General features: G+C 42.1%; 21 protein-coding genes. 5 read left to right on the plus strand and 16 right to left on the minus strand.

All coding sequences use genetic code 11. The features are described 5' to 3' along the window. Positions 1-58 precede the first annotated feature (58 nt). Entirely contained in the window at positions 59-493 is a 435-nt protein-coding gene (locus I3249_RS11380) for a secondary thiamine-phosphate synthase enzyme YjbQ (RefSeq protein WP_238070037.1), read from the plus strand. A gap of 82 nt (positions 494-575) precedes the next feature. Next, the gene (locus tag I3249_RS11385; RefSeq protein WP_238070038.1) at positions 576-1,214 is read left to right on the plus strand and encodes a hypothetical protein; all 639 of its coding nucleotides are present in this window, start codon (positions 576-578) and stop codon (positions 1,212-1,214) included. Positions 1,215-1,365: 151 nt separating this feature from the next. On the opposite strand, the gene I3249_RS11390 is transcribed toward I3249_RS11385, so the two are convergent. The 7 genes from I3249_RS11390 to ffh all read right to left on the minus strand — a co-directional run bounded on the left by I3249_RS11390 (position 1,366) and on the right by ffh (position 7,901). Further along, positions 1,366-2,043: a DUF4112 domain-containing protein gene (locus I3249_RS11390; protein WP_238070039.1), complete on the minus strand. Its 678-nt coding sequence runs from the start codon at positions 2,041-2,043 to the stop codon at positions 1,366-1,368. Further along, positions 2,036-2,953: a 4-hydroxybenzoate octaprenyltransferase gene (gene ubiA, locus I3249_RS11395; protein WP_238070040.1), complete on the minus strand. Its 918-nt coding sequence runs from the start codon at positions 2,951-2,953 to the stop codon at positions 2,036-2,038. The genes I3249_RS11390 and ubiA overlap by 8 nt, the downstream gene beginning before the upstream one ends. 130 nt (positions 2,954-3,083) lie before the next feature. Next, the gene (locus I3249_RS11400) at positions 3,084-3,326 is read right to left on the minus strand and encodes a hypothetical protein (protein ID WP_238070041.1); all 243 of its coding nucleotides are present in this window, start codon (positions 3,324-3,326) and stop codon (positions 3,084-3,086) included. Between the two features lie 91 nt (positions 3,327-3,417). Next, the gene (locus I3249_RS11405; RefSeq protein ID WP_238070042.1) at positions 3,418-4,317 is read right to left on the minus strand and encodes a class I SAM-dependent methyltransferase; all 900 of its coding nucleotides are present in this window, start codon (positions 4,315-4,317) and stop codon (positions 3,418-3,420) included. Between the two features lie 66 nt (positions 4,318-4,383). Further along, on the minus strand, positions 4,384-5,226 hold the full coding sequence (locus tag I3249_RS11410) for an undecaprenyl-diphosphate phosphatase (protein WP_201570570.1): 843 nt from the start codon (positions 5,224-5,226) through the stop codon (positions 4,384-4,386). 158 nt (positions 5,227-5,384) lie between these two features. Next, entirely contained in the window at positions 5,385-6,086 is a 702-nt protein-coding gene (tsaB, locus tag I3249_RS11415; RefSeq protein ID WP_238070057.1) for a tRNA (adenosine(37)-N6)-threonylcarbamoyltransferase complex dimerization subunit type 1 TsaB, read from the minus strand. Between the two features lie 270 nt (positions 6,087-6,356). Further along, the gene (gene ffh, locus I3249_RS11420; protein ID WP_238070043.1) at positions 6,357-7,901 is read right to left on the minus strand and encodes a signal recognition particle protein; all 1,545 of its coding nucleotides are present in this window, start codon (positions 7,899-7,901) and stop codon (positions 6,357-6,359) included. 425 nt (positions 7,902-8,326) lie between these two features. Between ffh and ccsA the strand changes: the two genes are divergently transcribed. Beyond that, positions 8,327-9,118, plus strand: a complete 792-nt coding sequence (gene ccsA / locus I3249_RS11425; RefSeq protein WP_238070044.1) for a cytochrome c biogenesis protein CcsA — start codon at positions 8,327-8,329, stop codon at positions 9,116-9,118. A gap of 85 nt (positions 9,119-9,203) precedes the next feature. Here ccsA and purU read toward each other — a convergent pair whose 3' ends face one another. Both purU and I3249_RS11435 read right to left on the minus strand, forming a co-directional pair. Further along, positions 9,204-10,124 carry a formyltetrahydrofolate deformylase gene (purU, locus tag I3249_RS11430; protein WP_227670811.1) on the minus strand — a complete coding sequence of 307 codons (921 nt, stop codon included), beginning with the start codon at positions 10,122-10,124 and terminating at the stop codon, positions 9,204-9,206. Positions 10,125-10,331: 207 nt separating this feature from the next. Continuing rightward, a complete protein-coding gene (locus I3249_RS11435; protein ID WP_238070045.1) occupies positions 10,332-12,410 on the minus strand; it encodes an Ig-like domain-containing protein in 2,079 nt (692 codons plus the stop codon). A gap of 483 nt (positions 12,411-12,893) precedes the next feature. On the opposite strand from I3249_RS11435, the gene rpmB reads away from it, so the two are divergent. After that, entirely contained in the window at positions 12,894-13,130 is a 237-nt protein-coding gene (rpmB, locus tag I3249_RS11440; protein ID WP_057761372.1) for a 50S ribosomal protein L28, read from the plus strand. Between the two features lie 140 nt (positions 13,131-13,270). Continuing rightward, positions 13,271-13,426 carry a 50S ribosomal protein L33 gene (gene rpmG, locus I3249_RS11445; RefSeq protein ID WP_010201403.1) on the plus strand — a complete coding sequence of 52 codons (156 nt, stop codon included), beginning with the start codon at positions 13,271-13,273 and terminating at the stop codon, positions 13,424-13,426. A 184-nt stretch (positions 13,427-13,610) separates the two neighbouring features. On the opposite strand, the gene I3249_RS11450 is transcribed toward rpmG, so the two are convergent. The 7 genes from I3249_RS11450 to I3249_RS11480 all read right to left on the minus strand — a co-directional run bounded on the left by I3249_RS11450 (position 13,611) and on the right by I3249_RS11480 (position 19,016). Continuing rightward, positions 13,611-13,922 (minus strand): hypothetical protein, encoded by a 312-nt coding sequence (locus I3249_RS11450; protein WP_101205798.1) that lies wholly within the window; start codon positions 13,920-13,922, stop codon positions 13,611-13,613. A 221-nt stretch (positions 13,923-14,143) separates the two neighbouring features. Beyond that, positions 14,144-14,455, minus strand: a complete 312-nt coding sequence (locus I3249_RS11455) for a hypothetical protein (RefSeq protein ID WP_057761376.1) — start codon at positions 14,453-14,455, stop codon at positions 14,144-14,146. Positions 14,456-14,598: 143 nt separating this feature from the next. Further along, positions 14,599-14,997, minus strand: coding sequence for a hypothetical protein (locus tag I3249_RS11460; protein ID WP_238070046.1), 399 nt, complete (start codon positions 14,995-14,997; stop codon positions 14,599-14,601). Positions 14,998-15,208: 211 nt separating this feature from the next. Then, positions 15,209-15,898, minus strand: a complete 690-nt coding sequence (gene rpe, locus I3249_RS11465; protein ID WP_201579214.1) for a ribulose-phosphate 3-epimerase — start codon at positions 15,896-15,898, stop codon at positions 15,209-15,211. A 114-nt stretch (positions 15,899-16,012) separates the two neighbouring features. Continuing rightward, on the minus strand, positions 16,013-16,297 hold the full coding sequence (locus tag I3249_RS13140; RefSeq protein WP_257019949.1) for a TIGR03643 family protein: 285 nt from the start codon (positions 16,295-16,297) through the stop codon (positions 16,013-16,015). 226 nt (positions 16,298-16,523) lie between these two features. Next, positions 16,524-17,414 carry an S-formylglutathione hydrolase gene (gene fghA / locus I3249_RS11475; protein WP_238070047.1) on the minus strand — a complete coding sequence of 297 codons (891 nt, stop codon included), beginning with the start codon at positions 17,412-17,414 and terminating at the stop codon, positions 16,524-16,526. A gap of 120 nt (positions 17,415-17,534) precedes the next feature. Further along, entirely contained in the window at positions 17,535-19,016 is a 1,482-nt protein-coding gene (locus tag I3249_RS11480) for a C13 family peptidase (protein WP_238070048.1), read from the minus strand. Positions 19,017-19,311 lie beyond the last annotated feature (295 nt).

Consider the following 19,311-nt stretch of genomic DNA (forward strand, 5'->3'; position numbering starts at 1 on the left):
TTTATACTGGCTTATGATATCTTAATTTGATGTCGACTCTAATAATGAGATATACCCCATGAGCTATTATCAAACCACCCTTACTCTACCCGCCTATGCGCGTGGCATTCATATCATTACTCCGAAGGTTGAAGAAGCTATTTCGCAGCTGTTACCTCACTCTGCCAAGGTAGGGTTGGTTCATCTGTTTTTGCTGCATACGTCAGCCAGTCTTGCAATCAATGAAAATGCTGATCCAGATGTCAGACTAGATACAGAAGATTGGCTCAATAAAATCGCACCAGAAGACCAGCCAGAGTATCGCCATACCTTAGAAGGCTCAGACGACCTGCCAGCGCATCTCAAAAGCATGATGCTTGGGGTTAGTTTGACTATACCGCTTGTCGATGGTGAGTTAGGACTGGGTATGTGGCAAGGGGTTTATTTGTGTGAGCATAGAGACGTGACTGGATATGGCGTACAGCGCAAGCTGGTTATTACGGTCAATACGTAATAATATAGGGTCATTAACTGGCAGGTTGACTCTTGCAAATTACCATATATACGTAGAGCACCATTAACGGATAAAGCTGATTATGAATACTTCTCTCTCAAAAACACTAAACTTACGAAAATCTAAACTGCTTTATCGTACCGCTCCTGCTATTTTCTTCAGTCTGTTGCTACTGACTGCTTGTCAAAAAGATCCAGAACCTGAAGCAACTGATACAACTACAGCTGAAACCTCAACGCAAACCAAGCCCGTAACGACCAATATCAACGTTGATGAAGCTAAAGACAGCAACGTTGATGATGCTCAAAATGTAGCGCAGACTGATTCAGAACGTGATATGAGCTTAACGGAGTTAGATAAAGATCTTGGTGTTACTACATCTACGGCAAATGATAGCGCTGAAAAACCTAATCCAGAACAAGCTATCAAAGGCGCACAAATCACTGATGTCCGTTATAAAATTGCCGCAGGTGAGAGTTTATCTGTGGTCTTTGAGACCTCAGCAGCTGGTATGCTTAACGCTATCATTACTCGTCCCAACCAGCCAAAAATGACATTGAGCGCACCAGAAGGTCAAGGCAATAATCCTACCTATCAATCAGCTGACGGTAGTATCCAACTCGTCAGTCATGCTGGTGGTGGCACTATCGATCTTATCCGAAACAATAAAGTGACTAGCTTTGATGCCGTCAGTGCTGAAGCAGAAGTCATCACTGAATAAAACCTAATTCGCTTTCTGTCTCAACACTCTATTTAAAACCATAAAAAAAGGCGGCAAACGTTATTATCGTTGCCGCTTTTTTCGTTTCTATGTATTACTCTCCGCTGACTTGTCTCTACTAAGCTTTCTAATGAGTTATGAGTGATTGTATTTAACCAAACCCAGTCGATTGCCCAAACATCCCAACCAACCAACTTATCACTGTCCACAGCCCCCAACCGACAAACACAATGACTAGCAGTCCAAGAAAATCAGGGATATGCAAATACAGCCAAGCAACGATTGGATTGCGCCAAAAAAACCCAAAGCGGCTTTGCTGCTGCTTGTCTTCTAGTGACTGGTGTAAAAACGGTCGATCCATATGCATGGTTTCGGTAATACCATACTCATGATGTAGATGCTCATGCACGATACCCAGTGTCTTACGGCTAGGGCGAATAAAAATATCTAATAGCGTACCAATGCCAGGTACGATACCAACGACCATATCAATAAGTGCCAATCTAACCGCTGGCGTCATTTTATGAGCGGGCACGCCCAACTGACGCCCTAATATAAATGCATAACTGGTCAATGCCAATCCTGCTAAATCTCCTGCGAGTGGAATGGTCGAAAGCGCGGCATCCGCACCCATTCCTTGCTTGGTAAAAGGCACTCGTACTAGCGAATCCATAGTATTGGCAAACTTCGCCAGTTTACGCTCAGTTGCGATAACTTGCTCGCGAGTCAGCCCATGTTCGGCAAGTTTAGCTTGATAGTCTACGCCTGAGCCATTTGTATCAGAGGGTTTCTTTGATTTGAATTTCGGAAATTTATCGAACTTATCCATTTAGCGTCGTCCATATGCAAGTAACTACGATGAGCGCAAAGACATAGCGCCCTACCCAGATATTGGCCAAGAACGCCTGAAAACAAGCCAAAGGGTTACGACTGGCACAAGCGCTGTTTTGTTTGGCAAACATCATCGCAACAAGCGCCAATCCAAATACTGGGGTTACGCCCAATGTGGTCGGAGCAAAGTAATGCCACATAACCACGCCCATCATTAGCAAAAATAGCATCTGTAATATTGAGATGATAATCACATCATAACGACCGAATAGTATCGCTGTTGATTTCACGCCAATTTTTAAGTCATCCTCACGGTCAGCCATGGCGTACTGGGTATCGTAGGCCACTGTCCAACACATATAAGCTAAGAATAGCAGCCAACACCAAATATCGGGAGCGCCTTGCACTGCCACATAGGACATCGGTATCGCCCACCCAAAAGCAGCTGCTAAAAATACTTGCGGCAGGTGCGTATAGCGTTTCATAAATGGATAAATAAATGCCAATACAACGGCACCAAGCGACCAATAGAACACAGCTATGGGCAAGAAAAATAGCAGACTGGCGCTTAATAGCACCAGTACTAAGAATGCAGCGATGGCTTCTTTACCAGATAAGCGTCCATCTGCTAATGGGCGACCTTTAGTGCGAGTCACATGACCATCTACTTTTCGATCGGCAAAGTCGTTAATCGCACAACCAGCCGCTCGCATAAATATTGCACCAAGGGCAAATATCGCGAACACCCTGATACTTGGCAACGCTGCCGTCATTCCTTGCTGCTGCGCTTGACCCATTGCAACGAATAGTACGCCCCAAAGCGTTGGCCATAAGAGCAGCTCAATGCCGACTGGCTTATCAAAACGGGTTAGCTGGATGTAGGCTTGTAGCTTGTCTTTAAATGTCATGGCTTTTTATTATCATTAATTGGATATTTTTTATGTGCGCTTATATATTTCGCTTAGAACAACTAAATTAATTTTTGAAGGGGCTGGTTACTGAGTTTTAATGGACTAATTACTAAGTTTAATGGTCTGGTTACTGAATTTGTTGCCACAATTTATTCGCTTCGATCAGTGATAGCTCAGGATATTGCTTGCGCAAAGCTTTTAGTGCTGGGACTTTGTCTTTTTGTTTCGCTTGTTGACGCAAAAATGCCAGTTGCTCTTGTGGATTGCTCAGCTCTTTGAACCGTGCCTCAAGCCGAAGAATGCGAGTACGCAGCATGATATTAATCAACAATAGAATTGCACCCATAACCCAAATGATTAACGCTGACATTCCTTGCTCCTAAATCCATTAACTTTGAACATATAAGCTGATAACTTGCGTACATTTATACTCGTACATTCGTTATCGCAAACAGCAGCTGTCAGACAAAATACCCATCAAAGCGTACGGCTTCATTATGCCAGCTTTCACTAGCTGGCTCATCAGCAAGCAGCGGTGCAAACTGTGGACGCTTTACGATCACGCGACCTTGGCCTTGCATATTTCGTCTGACAACGGCCTGCGCCCTACTTAGCAGCTGTCGCTCTTCATCTGATGTTGGTGGACGAGCCAATTGATGCAGTGCTTGCATATGCTTACCGACTTTTGCCCCTTTACCTGTTTTGCTATCTTGATAGCTATCCTCTGGAAACATCGGATCCAGATAGATGACATCAATTGCGGTAGCGTTATCTATTGCAGTACCAGCCTCTAGATTTGCAAAATAACTGAGTGCATCAGCATTAATAATCTGTAGACGGCTCATGAGCTTTTGCCAATTGGGTAGCGCACTCATACGCTGCTGCTCTACAAGTAACAGCAATGCCATCAAAGGCTGCTGCTCAAGCATCGTGACTTGGGCACCAGTACTGGCCAATATCAAACTATCATGCCCAAAGCCAGCAGTTGCATCAATAACGTGACTATCTGATATGATTTTGGCGGCTTGTAATAGCAGCTCAGACTTACGACCAGCACTCACTACACGGCGCTGCAACTTGTCCCACTCAGGCGCCACACTGAGCCCATCACTTAGCCATGATAGCTTGTCTTTATTATCTAATAATAAAATAGGCTGAGTAGATGCTTGGCTCAATTGCTGACGGCGCCTTTGAGTTAGTTTCTCTGTAGCGACCTCTATATCTAAGATAATTGGTAATTTATGCTCAGCTATCAATGACTGTAGGCTCTCAACCTGTGCTTGCTGGCTGTCATTGACGTAGAATAACTGACAATGTACAACAGCACCTGTTTCGTCATACGTTTGGGGCACATCGGTCATAACCATCATCCTATTTGCTGCTTATTTTCACTATAAATTACTGGCGTGTTAAATCATAACGCAAATCTAGCCAGCCATTTGATAACCAAAGCCCCAAGCGGCGACCAGCACGATAACACCCGTGATAATGCGCAGCCAAGCAAAAATAGTAAAGTCGCGGCGACTTACCCATGCCACAAGTAAGCGAATACAAAGTAGCGCCACCACAAATGACACGATGGTTCCGATACCTAGCACCAGCCAGTCTTCACTGTTGGTCAGTACATCACCATGTTTGAGTAAATCCAACAGTGCTGCCCCTACAATGACAGGAATACCCAAAAAGAAAGAAAACTCAGCAGAAGCCTTACGTGAGACACCTAACCACAGCGCACCAATAATAGTGGCACCTGAGCGTGATGTCCCTGGTATTAGAGCTAAACATTGGAATAGCCCAATCATTAACGCAGTTTTTATGCTGACATCTTCAGCTTCTTCTGCAATGACCGTTTTAGGACGCTTTTCCACGTAAAATATCAGTAGACCGCCGATGATGAGCATAATGGCAACGACAATAGGATTAAACAGATAAGCTTTGATTTCATCGGCAAAGGTAAAACCAACAATCATCACAGGGATAGTAGAGACAATCAGACTCAGTCCCAGCTGTCTAGGATTGGTCATGCCTTCTGCTTTGCCAGTCAGCAAACCCATCAACGCTTGCCACAATCTACCCCAATAGTCATAAATCACTGCCAAAATAGCGCCAAGCTGTACCACTACGACAAATAAATCAACTTTTTCTTTAGTCCAGAAACCCATCACATCTGCTGATAAGATCAAATATCCCGTACTAGATATTGGTAAAAACTCAGTGATACCTTCAACGATACCCATGATGACAGCTTGAACGAATAAAACTATATCCACAGTGACTTTCCTAGAAATAGACTGGCCTAAAAAAACTGGCCTAAAAACAGACCGATTGGCTGTCCTATATTAACGTTGATTTAATATTGGTATGCGCTTGCTAAACACTAAAAAGCTGGCTGCTATCAATTGACGCTGCAAAAAGCATATTTATAAAGCTATGCTTTACCTTGCTCTTTAAGTGTTTTCCAAGCTTGATTACGTAGATATTTTGGTAATGCCTGTGACGCTTCCGTACCACCATCGTTTGCAAACTGAGCAATACCAAGCTGCCCAATAACAACAGCATCTGGCCAAACATCTTCATGGCAGTCTTGCTGATCATGTCGTGTCAATAACGGCGCGCCATTACCCGCGATAGGCAGGTTGAGCTCTGTTTGGCTATCATAATCTAATAGCTGCTCAGTGCTATCGCTATCATTAGCCAAGACTGGCTGCATAATGCTATGACCAAACTGGTCGTCAGTTACCAATTCATACTGCCCAAAGTAGACTTGCTGCATACGAGCATCAAGGGCGCTGTATAGATGTGTCAGCCCATACTTCTGATACGCGCATTGTGCGATTGCTTGCAGGCTTGAGACGCCAACACAAGGCAAATCATGCGCTACAGACAGAGCCTGTACCACTGCAGTATTGATGCGAATACCACTAAACGCACCTGGCCCGCGATTGAATATCAAAGCCTGTATATCAGCAAGACGTAACTGCGCCTCGGATAATGCAGCATCAATCATCGGTAAAATCTGTTGAGTCTGCTGACGCTTACCTGTTTCGGTATGGCTCGACAATACCTGTCCGCTCGAATCTAAAATCGCGATCGAACACTGGTCGAACACGGTATCCATTGCTAAAAACATCACAACCTCGGCTTTTACTTTTGGCGTTCTAAATGGGTTTGTCAGATTTTACTAATTTTTAATAACGATCTATCGTTCATGCACTATAAGAATACCGACAGAATGGAGCAGCGCCTATCATAGCATTTAGGGTACACGAATTTTATTAATTTCTATATTTTTCACACTTTATCCATCAGTGTTTATCTACAACTGCTAACGATAAAAAGCCCCAAAGCTTCATTGGCTTCGGGGCTTTGATCAAACTTCTCAAAAATAACTAGTCGTTATCTAAAAGCGAGTTTTGAACTTCTTTGGCGCTTGATTTTGCATTTCTTGCATCTGCTTTTGCATCTCTTCGGTGCTTGGCATGTTATTTGGATCCAGTCCCATCTGCTTGGCCATTTGTTCTGGATTCACGTCTTTAGCGCCACCTTGCTGACCGCCGCCAAACAATGGACCGCCGCCACCGCCAGCATTACCACCACCCATGAGCCCTTGCATAGATTTCATCATTTTACTGATGCCTTCAGGCTTTGAGATCATTTTCATCATTTTTGCCATTTGCTTGTGCTGCTTGAGCAAGCGGTTAACATCTTGAATCTCACGGCCTGAACCTGCAGCGATACGGCGCTTACGACTTGGGTTAATCTTATCAGGGTTTTTACGCTCAAATGGTGTCATTGAATTGATCAATGCTTCCATTTCGCGCACTTTTTCTTCTGGTTTGGCATCTTCGACGGCTTTTTGCATGTCTGAGCCGCCCATACCAGGCATTTTGTCTAAAAATCCTGCCATGCCGCCCATGCTCTTCATCTGCTGGAACTGAGTCAATAGATCCTCAAGGTCGAAGTCACCGCCCTTTTGCATCTTTTTCGCCATTTTCTCGGCTTTATCACGGTCAATCTTTTGCTCAACCTCTTCGACCAGACTCAGTACATCGCCCATACCAAGGATACGCTGCGCGATACGCTCAGGGTGGAACAGCTCTAGCTCGTCTAGTTTTTCACCGCGACCCAAGAACTTAATTGGCTTACCTGTGATAGCGCGTACAGAAAGCGCCGCACCGCCGCGAGCATCACCGTCAGTCTTAGTTAAGATAACACCCGTCAATGGCAATGCATCATTAAAGGCTTTTGCGGTATTGGCGGCATCTTGACCAGTCATTGCATCGACGACGAATAGCGTCTCAGATGGGTTAACCGCAGCCGTTAGCGCCTTAATCTCATCCATCATGGTATCGTCGATATGTAGACGACCAGCGGTATCAATGATCAGGATATCTTGATATTGGATTTTGGCTTCTTCTATCGCACGCTTTGCGATATCAATTGGATTCTCATCTGTGCTTGAGTTCACAAACTTAGCATTCACCTGACCGGCTACTTGCTCCAGCTGTTTGATAGCTGCTGGACGATAGACATCGGCAGAGACTAGCATGACTTTTTTCTTTTGGCGCTCTTGTAAATATTTGGCCAACTTACCAGCTGTAGTCGTTTTACCCGCACCTTGCAAACCCGCTAGCAAATAGACAACAGGCGGTTTGCCTGTCATCTCTAACTGCTGATTGGCGCTGCCCATCATTTCGGTCAGTTCGTCGTGTACGATTTTGACAAAGGCTTGACCTGGCGCTAACTCTTTTAGCACCTCAGCACCAAGCGCTTGTTCTTTTACGCGTTTTACAAAATCACGAGTGACAGGCAACGCCACATCAGCTTCTAACAACGCCATACGCACTTCACGTAGCGTGTCTTTGATATTGTCTTCGGTCAACTGTCCGGTACCGACGATGTTACGTAGGCTCGACGATAAGCGTTCTGTTAAGGTATCAAACATAAATAACTCTCAATTAAAATGGTTTTCAATTAAATAATACGCAATTAAAATAACTCTCAATCAAACCATTAAAATGGTTCGTAAATAATATTAGGATACGCTACAAGATATTAGGATATTGCATGACAAGGGACATGATAAAAGAATTATATTATCAATACTATAGCATTAACATGGCTCAAAATTTATAGTCGTTTCACAAAGGACACAGCGCTTATAATTGTAGTTAACTTTTTATAGATGACATATTTTATGTTTTGCGCTATGCAACACTGCCGATCATTTATAAGTTATAAGCAAGATGGTGCTCAATTGGCACCCATTTTATGATAAATTGGACGATTATTCTAATCATTCTGATAATACCACTTTAGCGACACATTGAGCGGCAGTTTATGCTCAGTATAAGATGAGGCTTTTTATCTGTGCACTTTGCATTCTTACTTGCTAGCATGGCTTATATCTTAGTCAGTATCCATATTGGTTGGGCGCTGGTTCAGGACAAACCTATCCACAAAAGCCTCAGTTTGGGCTTATTGCTGGTTGGCATGGCTGCACATGCGGCACTGCTATATCCATACGTTATGACGCTGTATGGTTTAAATTTCAACTTATTTAATATAATCAGTCTGACCAGTTTATTTTTCTTATTCTTTTATCTGTTGTTCTGTTTATACCGACCTATCCTTAGTCTTGGTATTTTGGCTGCACCCACTGCGCTAATAGGTATGACGGTCGGTTATGTCGGCCGTGCCCCTTATCAACCACTAACGGATGTCAGTATCGGGCTTGAAATTCATATCATATTATCATTGGCTGCCTATTGTGTGCTGTTGATGGCGGCGGTACAAGCGCTATTTCTACGTCTACAAATACGTGAGCTCAAGCATCATACCATTCACCGCTTTTGGGTTAATAAGCTACCCTCCTTGCAAAGTATGGAGAGTTTATTATTCGATATGCTGTTGGTCGGCTTTGTATTGCTCAGTATTGCACTGGGAATTGGGTTTATCTATGTACAAGACTTGATGGCGCAACATATCGTGCATAAGACTGTTTTTAGTCTACTATCGTGGTTATTATTTGGTGTACTACTATTCGGTAATTGGCGTGCAGGCTGGCGAGGAAAACGTGCGGCTAATATCACTATTTATGCCTTTATCCTATTAGCCATTGGCTTTGTTGGTAGCAAGTTCGTTTTAGAAATGCTCCTATAAAATATGTGTTCAAAAAAAGGCGGTCAGCAACACTAGTTACTGACCGCCTTTTTTATATTTTTAGCAGACTCACTACTGATTTTTCTTAGTTAAATACGACTGTCTTATTACCCGCCACAATCACACGGTTTTGCACATGCCAGTTTACGGCACGTGCTAATACGTTGCGTTCGATATCACGGCCGATAGCACGCAATTCTGTCACTCCTTGGCGATGCGTCACACGGTGTACATCCTGCTCGATGATAGGCCCTTGATCAAGCTCAGCTGTGACATAGTGCGCAGTTGCGCCGATAAGCTTAACGCCTTTATCATAAGCTTGACGATAAGGATCTGCGCCCACAAACGCCGGCAAGAAAGAATGATGAATATTAATAATCTGCATCGGCCAACGTTTGACAAAATCTGATGACAAAATCTGCATATAGCGCGCCAATACTAGTAAATCGTTACCTGCCATCAGCTTATGAATCTGTTCTTCTGCCTCTGCCTTATTGTCTTTGGTCACTGGCACATGATGGAAAGTAATACCAAAATTTTGTACTGCTTGCTTTAAATCAGGATGGTTGCTGACCACGCAAGTAATCTCGCAATCGAGCAATCCACGCTGATGTCGCCATAATAAATCTAACAATGCATGATCAAACTTAGATACCAAAATACCGACTTTGGTCTTCGTTGCATTATTATGTAGACGCCAATCCATATCGTGACGCTTGGCAACCGTATGCGCAAAGCTGGCTTCAAAATTCTCGATAATATCGCTTAATCCTGCCAAGGCAAACTCTAAACGCATAAAATATTGACCGCCTTCATGCGCCGTTGAATACTGATCAAGCGTAATGATATTAGCACCATAACGATGAATAAATTCAGAGACTGCCTGTACGATACCTGCCTGATCTTTGCATTTGATGAGCAACGTGGCTGTATCGATAGCACTAGGTGTCTGTTTGCTCTGAGAAGCTATGGTCGATAATGAAACCGTTTTAGTGTTGTCTGACATAATTCGCCTAATATAAAAAATGATGACTTATCGCTGAAAAATTGCTGACAGCGTAGTAAACCGGTTATTTTAATCTTTTTTGTGATACTTTGCTGAGCGAGTTGGTTGTTTTTGGTTATTTAAGGTGATTTGGTTATTTAGAAGGCTAATGCAAAAACCCCTGACATGTGGTCAGGGGTTTTTAGTTTATCAAACAGGATAGATTTTCTAGAAAATTCGAATTGTAGTATTTTTTAACGTTGGTGCTGGGGTAGTAACTGATAGCTTAATACTATCACCATTAGCACAACCTTCAGTTGAGACGGTATAACTAACATCATCGCTACCTTCGAAGAAGTTCTGATTCGTAGTACCATCTACTCGATTTAATGCAACAAGCGCAGGTACGGTCATATTACCATCTGTAATTTCTGGCTCACAAGTGAGATCATTATCAGTATTATCTTTAACGATTAGACTCAGAGCAGTTCCTGAAGGCATAGACACTGTTTTCAAACTATTACCATACATCTCAAATGAGATAGAACCTGGCATTGCTTGAAAGTTATAAAAAGTTGGAGTGTCATTAGCAAAACCCATAATAACTTGTTTGCGTAATACTGTCTGCAATAGATCATCGCACTGGGTGGCATCAGTGCTACCATCAACTATAAAATTAGGTAGGTTAGGTTGAGATAAAGTCGTTGCTGCACAAGTCGCTTGATCACCGCCTTGTTGATCACCTCTTTTATAAACAAACTCACCTGGCGTATACTTTAAATCTTCATTATTATCTCGAAAAAAATTACCAATGTTATCTAATAGCTCATCAATCCCAACAGTATAGACATTATCTCCATTTAGATCTGAATATGCCTTATCACCTTCTACATAAGCAATAACACTAACTCGACCATTTGCAGGTCTAGGGTTTTGCGATGTGAAAGTTACTGTGCAATTACCACTCTCTGTTCTACAATTTGGTGTGACAGTACCGCCTTCCGCTACGAAACTTACCACAGTCTCATCTGGAACAAAATTACCTTGGCGATCCGTTAGATATGCCGATATATTGGTAGAATCGATAGCATTGTCAGCCAAAACGTTTTTACCTATTGCTAATGTCACACCGTTTTGAGTAGGGCGACCTGTTGCCACAGATATATTTTTGGCCAGTGCAAAAGTACTGATATTTGATTTTAGGGAAGCTTTAATTTCTACTGGTCCTGGGACATTCCCAGGATATAGATTTACCGTTACTTTTCCTGAAGCATTACTTTTTATCGTTTGCGTGCTACGGTTGTTTAGTGATATAAATGCAAAGTCAGACGGCGATGACTCGTTTAAACTAAGCACTACTTCTTGATTTGCTGCAGGAACACCATTGGCGTAAACAGTAAACTCTACTTGGCTAGATGAAGAGGAGCCGCTATTTTTTGCACCTAATACAACTGCATTGGTAGTTGTATATACAATAGAACTTGCCTCGATAGCTTTAATATTGACATTAATACTTTGCGAGGACGAAGTGCTATTTGCAGCAACTGCAGTGATCGTTTGTGTACCTTCACATAGCTTACCGTTACTATCAATAGCATTATAAGTTGTGCTTACATTCCCTTGATTAGAAGAGCTTACGCTAGCCTCTTCAAACGAACCACATGTTGATGACAGATTAACAGTCACGTCATTTTGAAATTGATTAGTTTTTATGTCTTTGGTTTGCAATGTAACAATTGTAGAACCGCCAGACTCCAAAAGACTTTCACCCGTAGAAAAGTTTACTAACGTAATATCAACTGCTTGTAATGAGTAGTTATAACTAGCAGTGGTAACGCTCATATCATCGTATATCGCTGTTGCAGATAAGCTATAGCTGCCAGTATCAGTAGAGGACAACGGTATAACAGATGTTGTTGCTACGCCTTCAGCATTAGTCAGTACGGCTCCATTAGATGTACCAAACCTAACTCCTTCGCCACTAAATGTCACTAAAGCACCACTTACACCATTACCTTCAGAGTCTGTAACAACAACTCTAGCCGTAACACCCGACATAGAAATTACTCTAGTCAGATTAGCATTCGCGTCTAATAGAGATACCGTACTAACATTCAAAACGTCTCCAATATCCCCACTACCTACGCCACCGTCGCTAGTACCTACATTCACTCCCAAATCAGGCGCTGGCGCGATAGTATCAGTACCGCCATCACCGCCTCCACCACAACCTGCTAATGCTAATGCGCAAGTCAAAGAAGTGAGCTGAAACAACTTAGAAGTAAGGGGTAGAGAGCTGTATGACATGTTTTGACTCCGCATGAGCAGTAATTTATCTGAGCAAATAAGCAAAAATCATTACCTAGAATCAAAAGAGATTGGTAATGATACATAGATTTACAGTAATACTGGTGTATTAACAGATTGTATTAAATATATAACAGCAACTTTACTGACTTTTGTTATAACTTACAACTAAAAATTAATCTTTACTATTAAACAATCAACAACATAGAGCGCTCATTTCAGGGTATAATAGCCCTCCTTTAATTCGACAGTTATTGTAAAAATATTTGAGTATTCATCTGTTTTATGGTATAAATGTCGGCTTTAAAATTTTCTGAATTGGTCAGCCTGTTATTTGCCTTTAGATAGCAGCAAAACCAGCTCAACCTTCATATAGTTTTGTTTGGTGCAAAGCTGCCGCTTGCTGTGTCCATGCCGCAAAAACGTGCAACTTGCCCAGACTGGTATGAGAAAAACTCATACCTCATAGATTAGGAGTTCGCCATGTCTCGAGTTTGCCAAGTGACTGGAAAGCGCCCTATGGTGGGTAATAATGTTTCGCATGCAAACAACAAAACCCGTCGTCGCTTTCTACCAAACCTTCACAACCATCGTTTTTGGGTAGAGTCTGAAAACCGCTTTGTACGTCTACGTGTGTCTACCAAAGGTATGCGCATCATTGACAAACTTGGTATCGATAAAGTGTTAGCGGATCTACGCGCACAAGGTCAAAAAGTTTAAGTTAAAAATAGCAGCTGAGTGATGACTCTCATCATTTAGGCTGCTGTTTTGCTACATTAATTGTGGCGACTCACTCTTTGAGACACGTACCTATACACGTACCTATCGTTTGAAGACCCCTCATTTACAGGAAAGCTATCATGAGAGATAAAATTAAATTAGTATCAACAGCTGGTACTGGGTATTACTACACCACTACTAAAAACAAGCGCACTATGCCTGGTAAAATGGAAATCAAAAAGTTTGATCCAAAAGTACGCCAGCATGTGATCTTTAAAGAAGCTAAAATCAAATAACTGCCATCATTTATAGAAAGCATTTTATAAATACTTTCTATAAAGAGGTTATTTGAACAAAAAAAGGGTTTATCAATTGATAAACCCTTTTTTTATGGCTGTAGTTTCATATTGCTAAGCTACGTCTCCAGTCATTCGCTTTGACTAGTATTTGCTTTAATTAGTGCTCAGAAACAACTAAAAATCAACTGTAGTGCGTTGGTTCTTTATCATATACATGCGCATGCCACTTACTCATTTGCTTTTGCATAATGACCTGAATCGCAGCATGAATCATGTGTTGACCAATCGCCTGAGTGTCACTACCAAGTAGTTCTTTTAGCTTGTCAGAGAAATCAATCGTCATCAGCGGCGCTTCGTCTTGTTCAGCATCACGCAACAACAATCTACCATCATCTGCTTCCACCAGCTCTAACGTGGTTTCTTTGGCAAATCCTGCAAATTGATCGCTACTCTCGTTATCTACTTCTATATCATTATCGATATCGTATGGCATTAATGTGTTCCTTATTATCCCGTTTAGTACTGGTAGAGAAACTAATCATTGCAAAGCAGTCATTTCTTAAAAATAAACTCATTCGGCAAATCTATCGTCTTACAGTAACGCGGGTAAATCTGTCTTACTCATACAATGGACGCTTTAACAATGAAATTCAAGGGCTGTCACATAAGTCTTCGCTATAAAAGCAAACTTGAATGACATGTCGTTTGTATATATTAGTGCCAATAACGCAATTTTCCTAATGTAAATAAAAAGGCCACAAACATTCCAAGGTAATAAACCAGCTTTAGCTCAAGGCTAGGATCACGATACTTAAATGGCAGTGCAACGGTGGCCGTCGCAGTGGGCAATATCAGCAGCATAAGCAGCCAATTCTCAATGACATTTAGCCAACCTTGTAAGTCGGTTCCGTGACGTAGTGACGCCAATCCCATTAATAAACAAGCGATAATTAAGCTAGTAAACAAGCCATTTGGTAAGTCTTTAGGATAGATAATTTTAGCAATACTGGCTGGTACGATTCTCATATAAAATTCCAGTCATGCTTGTAGAACATGGCTTAATGATTAAAAATATAAAATATTACGACACTGTATAGGCGTGAATAAACAATATAGATGCGAATAAATAATAGAGACGCGAAAAAGCATTATATTTACAGCAATATGACTTAACTATAAGTACCCATCAGCCATAGCATCGATATACAAGAGGTCAAATAACCCAAACTAATCGCATTCCAACTCTCGATATGCAGGCCCTTAACTTTATTAAGTATGCGAGAGCCTACCCAAAAGAACAGCGGAATGCCTAGCATAAATGCAGGCACAATGACCGCAGCATGACGCAGTACGGTTTCAACGTCATCACCCACCATCAGGCGAAAGCCATAGCCTGCCAAACTAAGTACAAGTGCAAATATCGCTAAGCCAACGGTAATACCTCTAGGCACCAAGCTGCGCTGCGGTGTCTCACTTGCAAGTGATTGCCTTGCCTGCTGATTCAACGCTTCATAAGAGCTTGCTTGCTCAGAAGGCTCTTTTGAACGGCTAGAATTATTTGTGTCCATATTTTACCTTTACGTGACTGACCGTTATATATAGTTGATTCAATTTAAAAGAGATACAAGGCAACTGAGTGCAGATGTATACGTGATACTTCAAGCGAGGTTAACGCTGTAGCTCTTTTATGGAGTATTAACTATATAGTCATAAGTTATACAGCACATTCTAATATTGTTATTGTATGGCTAATAGCGTTTATTAACCATATAACGCTCGCTAGCTGTTGTTGGCTAATAGCAACTCTGCGCGCATCTCATCAATAGCCGCTTTATAATCTTCTTGATTAAAAATCGCAGAACCCGCAACGAACATATCAGCACCCGCTTCAGCAATCGCACGTATATTACTGGCTTTGATACCGCCATCAACTTCCAATCGAATATCTCGGCCACTAGTAATAATACGCTGACGTACCTGACGGACTTTATCTAAAGTACTATCGATAAACGACTGTCCACCATAGCCTGGGTTCACACTCATTAATAAAATCTGATCTACTTTATCCATGACATAATCAAGATAATGCAGCGGGGTCGCTGGGTTTAATACCAAGCCACACTCTGCACCGCCATCTTTAATCAGTTGAAGTGAGCGATCGATATGAGCGCTGGCTTCAGGATGAAAGGTAATGATACTAGCACCCGCTTCCAAGAACTGCTCAATCATGCTATCGACAGGTGAAACCATCAGATGCACATCAATTGGCGCTTCAACACCATAGTCCCGCAATGCCTTACAAATCATGCTACCAAACGTCAAATTGGGTACGTAATGATTGTCCATTACATCAAAATGAATCACATCGGCACCCGATTCTATTACCTTCTCCACTTCTTCGCCCAACCGCGCGAAATCAGCTGAGAGTATCGATGGTGCAATAAGATAAGGTTTAGCAGGACTGTTCATAATTGAGCTACCTAATTCATGTTTATATAAGATATGGATAGATTAAAAAGAAAATTTCAAGCGGCTCACATATGCTGAGAGCCTTTTATATAATGATGTTAAATACTTAATGGTTTAGCGCTGCTTATATTGAGTTTTGCAATAAGCACGGCCAACTTCGAAAGAGCGCTTTGCCTCATGTTTGGTGGCGCGATTGCTCACTCTTTGACGCCATAAGCGAAAAGATGACGGCTTTAGCTCTTGGCGCATGAGTTTGATAACCCCAGTCTCATCGAGACCATAGCTATGTTCTATAGCCCCAAATGGCGTTCTATCTTCCCATGCCATCTCTATCACGCGAGATATTTGCACATCATCAAGTACTCTATCGCCAGCGTCGTTGACGGTTTTTGCAATCAGCTCGTCTGACTTAACTTGAGAAACTTCATCACTATAATCATTGCTACGTTGTTTTTTTTGTAGAGCAGCATCCATATCAGCCTGCATAGTCGCTTTTGTAGAGCTCGCATCTGCTGACTTATTCTTTGGATTAGAAGCTGTCAAATCTTGATAACTTGCCATAAAAATTACCTGTTGAGCATGAATGGAATAGCGAAAAATGTATCACGGTCATCTGCAGGGCATCTTAGCTCATTTGAGCCATATGCCAATGATGTTCGATATGATCATTAATCACCGTTTGGATAAAATAATAGCTGTGGTCATGCCCCGCTTGATAACGTAATGTTAAGGGCTGTTTGGCTTTTGCACAAGCGTCTTGTAGTTTAGAAGTCTGTAGCTGACCTTCTGCTAAGAAGTTATCAGCCGCGCCTTGATCAACCAAAATGCTCGAATACTGCTGACCGACCTTTTCAATCATTTGTGAGGCGTCCGCTTGTGCCCATAGAGACTTATCATCACCGAAATACTCTGTGTAGGCAGCTTGCCCCCATGCAGACTCACTGGCCGCACACACTGGCGATAAAGCCGATACGCTGACAAACTTACTCGGGAACTTAAACCCTAGCAATAACGCGCCATGACCACCCATTGAGTGTCCTGTGACACCGATGCTGTGAATGGGAAACTCTGAACGTAGTAAGTCATATAACTCATCGACAATATAGCTTTGCATATTAAAATTGTCTGACCACGGCGCTTGGGTCGCGTCAACATAATAGCTAGCACCTTGACCGACAAAATAGCGCTCGTCGTTTGGTACATCGCTGTCTTCACTACTTCTAGGCGAAGTATCAGGTGCGATAAGTATCATACCAAGCTCACTGCATTTTTGCTGAAAATGCGCTTTATGAGTGACATTATCAGCATTGCATGTCAAACCTGATAGGTACAATATCGCAGGACAACGTCGTCCAGCCAAGGCTTCATCAGGTAGATAAATACTAAACGTCATAGAGGTTTTGGTAGACGTCGACTCGTGACTATAATAATGCTGCTCACCATTAAAACAGCGATTCACACTTTTTTGGGTAAGCTGCTTATTGGTAGATAAACTATGACTATAGGAATTTTGCATGAGTGATATCCTTTTATTCAAAATAGAACCAATGACGATGTTTAATAAATGCTCATCATCTAATAGTAAATCTAATATTGGCATTTATAAAATGCCAAATCATACTTTATATTTATTTAGCTATTCAGCAGCTATCTCTACTTCGTCTACCGACAGATTAGTAGCGCTGTCAGGTAGAATATTAACTGTTGTAGAAGTAGCATTATTTGTAATACTAGCAACGGATGGGCGCGCCTTATCAAACAATACTTGTTCAAATGCAGGTAATGCTGTCTCCATTAAGCTACCAATGACCATTTGCGGCTCTGATGGCTCAAAGCCCATGGCGCTCTCACGCTCATTGACCCGTATACTGGCATCCTTAAAAGCCGACTCAAAACTGGTATTCCCTCGTAGGCTTTCAGCAAAAAACGCTTGACCAAAATAGGTCATCTCAGCTGTATTCGTGCAGCCAAATGATGCTTTGTCAGCGGCTGATGCAGTAATCACTACTGTGGTTGGCGATGCCAATTCGTCAATAAACGAACCTGAGTAGCAGGCAGACACCACGATCACACGCCAGCGAACACCCGATGCATCTAGCGCCTCACGCAACCAGGTGGCATCTAAATTGTCCATCGCAAGCGGTGGATTTGCCAACTGGACGATATCCTGATTACCATGTGAGGATAACGTTAGAAACAACACGTCTTCATCAGGGTTCATCTGCTGACCAATTTTCTTTAGGCCGCGCAAAATGCTAGTCTTAGTAGCAATTGGTTCATCGAGCCAGCTATAAGTATTATTGATCAGCGATAGTGAATGGCCGCTAGTACCAAAGCGTACATCAAACAGCTCGCGCACCTTGTTAATCTCAGAGCGAAAGACGTTTTGATCAGAGAATCCTGCGACTCCCATAAAGTACCAGTCGGTTTTGCCATCGATACTTGGATCTATACTATCCAATGCTTGCTGTAATAGACGTGGCTGCTGATACAATGCCGCCTCTTCTAATACAGGCTCTACAGGTATTTGCTTAAAAATTGGCTGATCTGCGACATTACGCTGCCAAATGGTTAGCAACGCTACCGCGCCAACCAATACAATGATTCGCTCCCACCATGGTATACGCAGACGACGGGAGAAAATCCACAATAGAGCTAGCGTCTGCCATAAGAACAATACTAAAAACAGTACTGGTAAGAACGAATAACTCCAATTTGGCAACCAACCATAGCTACCAAAAAACTGCACCAAACTCTGTAATAGGGCTGATAATGTATCAGCAACCAACCACAGTACTACTGGTACAAATACCAATGCTTGGTTGCTGGCTCGCCGAGCCAAAATGATACCACCAAGCAAAATAATCATCGGCCAGATTAAATAACTGACCAATCCTTGCTCATTGAATATGCTGCCACTTTCAGCAGCTAACCATGAAAATAAGACATTACTACCAAGCGCCAATAGTGCAAATACGGCAAACTGTACAAAAGTGGGTTTAACCCAAGAAAAAGCCCGTGTTGAGCCCACTAGCATCCACAAGGTTGCAATAATATTGGCAGCGAAATTGAGCGAAAAACGCTGAAGCGAGACGGTTTTTAACGACGTAAGTGACAAAGACTTAGACCTCTAGCCAGTCGAGAAAAATAAAATGACTCAATGATAATTATCTTAATGTAACAGCCGCGCGGTGCAATCAATTAACGATTTTTTGTACAGCGTGCAGACATCGATTTATATTGAATTCACGATGGAGTGATTATAGAAGATGACCAGCACTGCTTAATATTTTAGCTCGCTAATCTATCGCGATTGTAACGGATTGTCGGTTAAGAGGATAAGGCTGATTTGTAAAATTCACTCAAATTTTGCCAAAAATTCAAATAAAAAAGGAGGCCTCTTATATAAAGCC

The sequence above is a fragment of the Psychrobacter sp. Ps1 genome (genome assembly GCF_022129425.1).
GTDB lineage: Bacteria > Pseudomonadota > Gammaproteobacteria > Pseudomonadales > Moraxellaceae > Psychrobacter.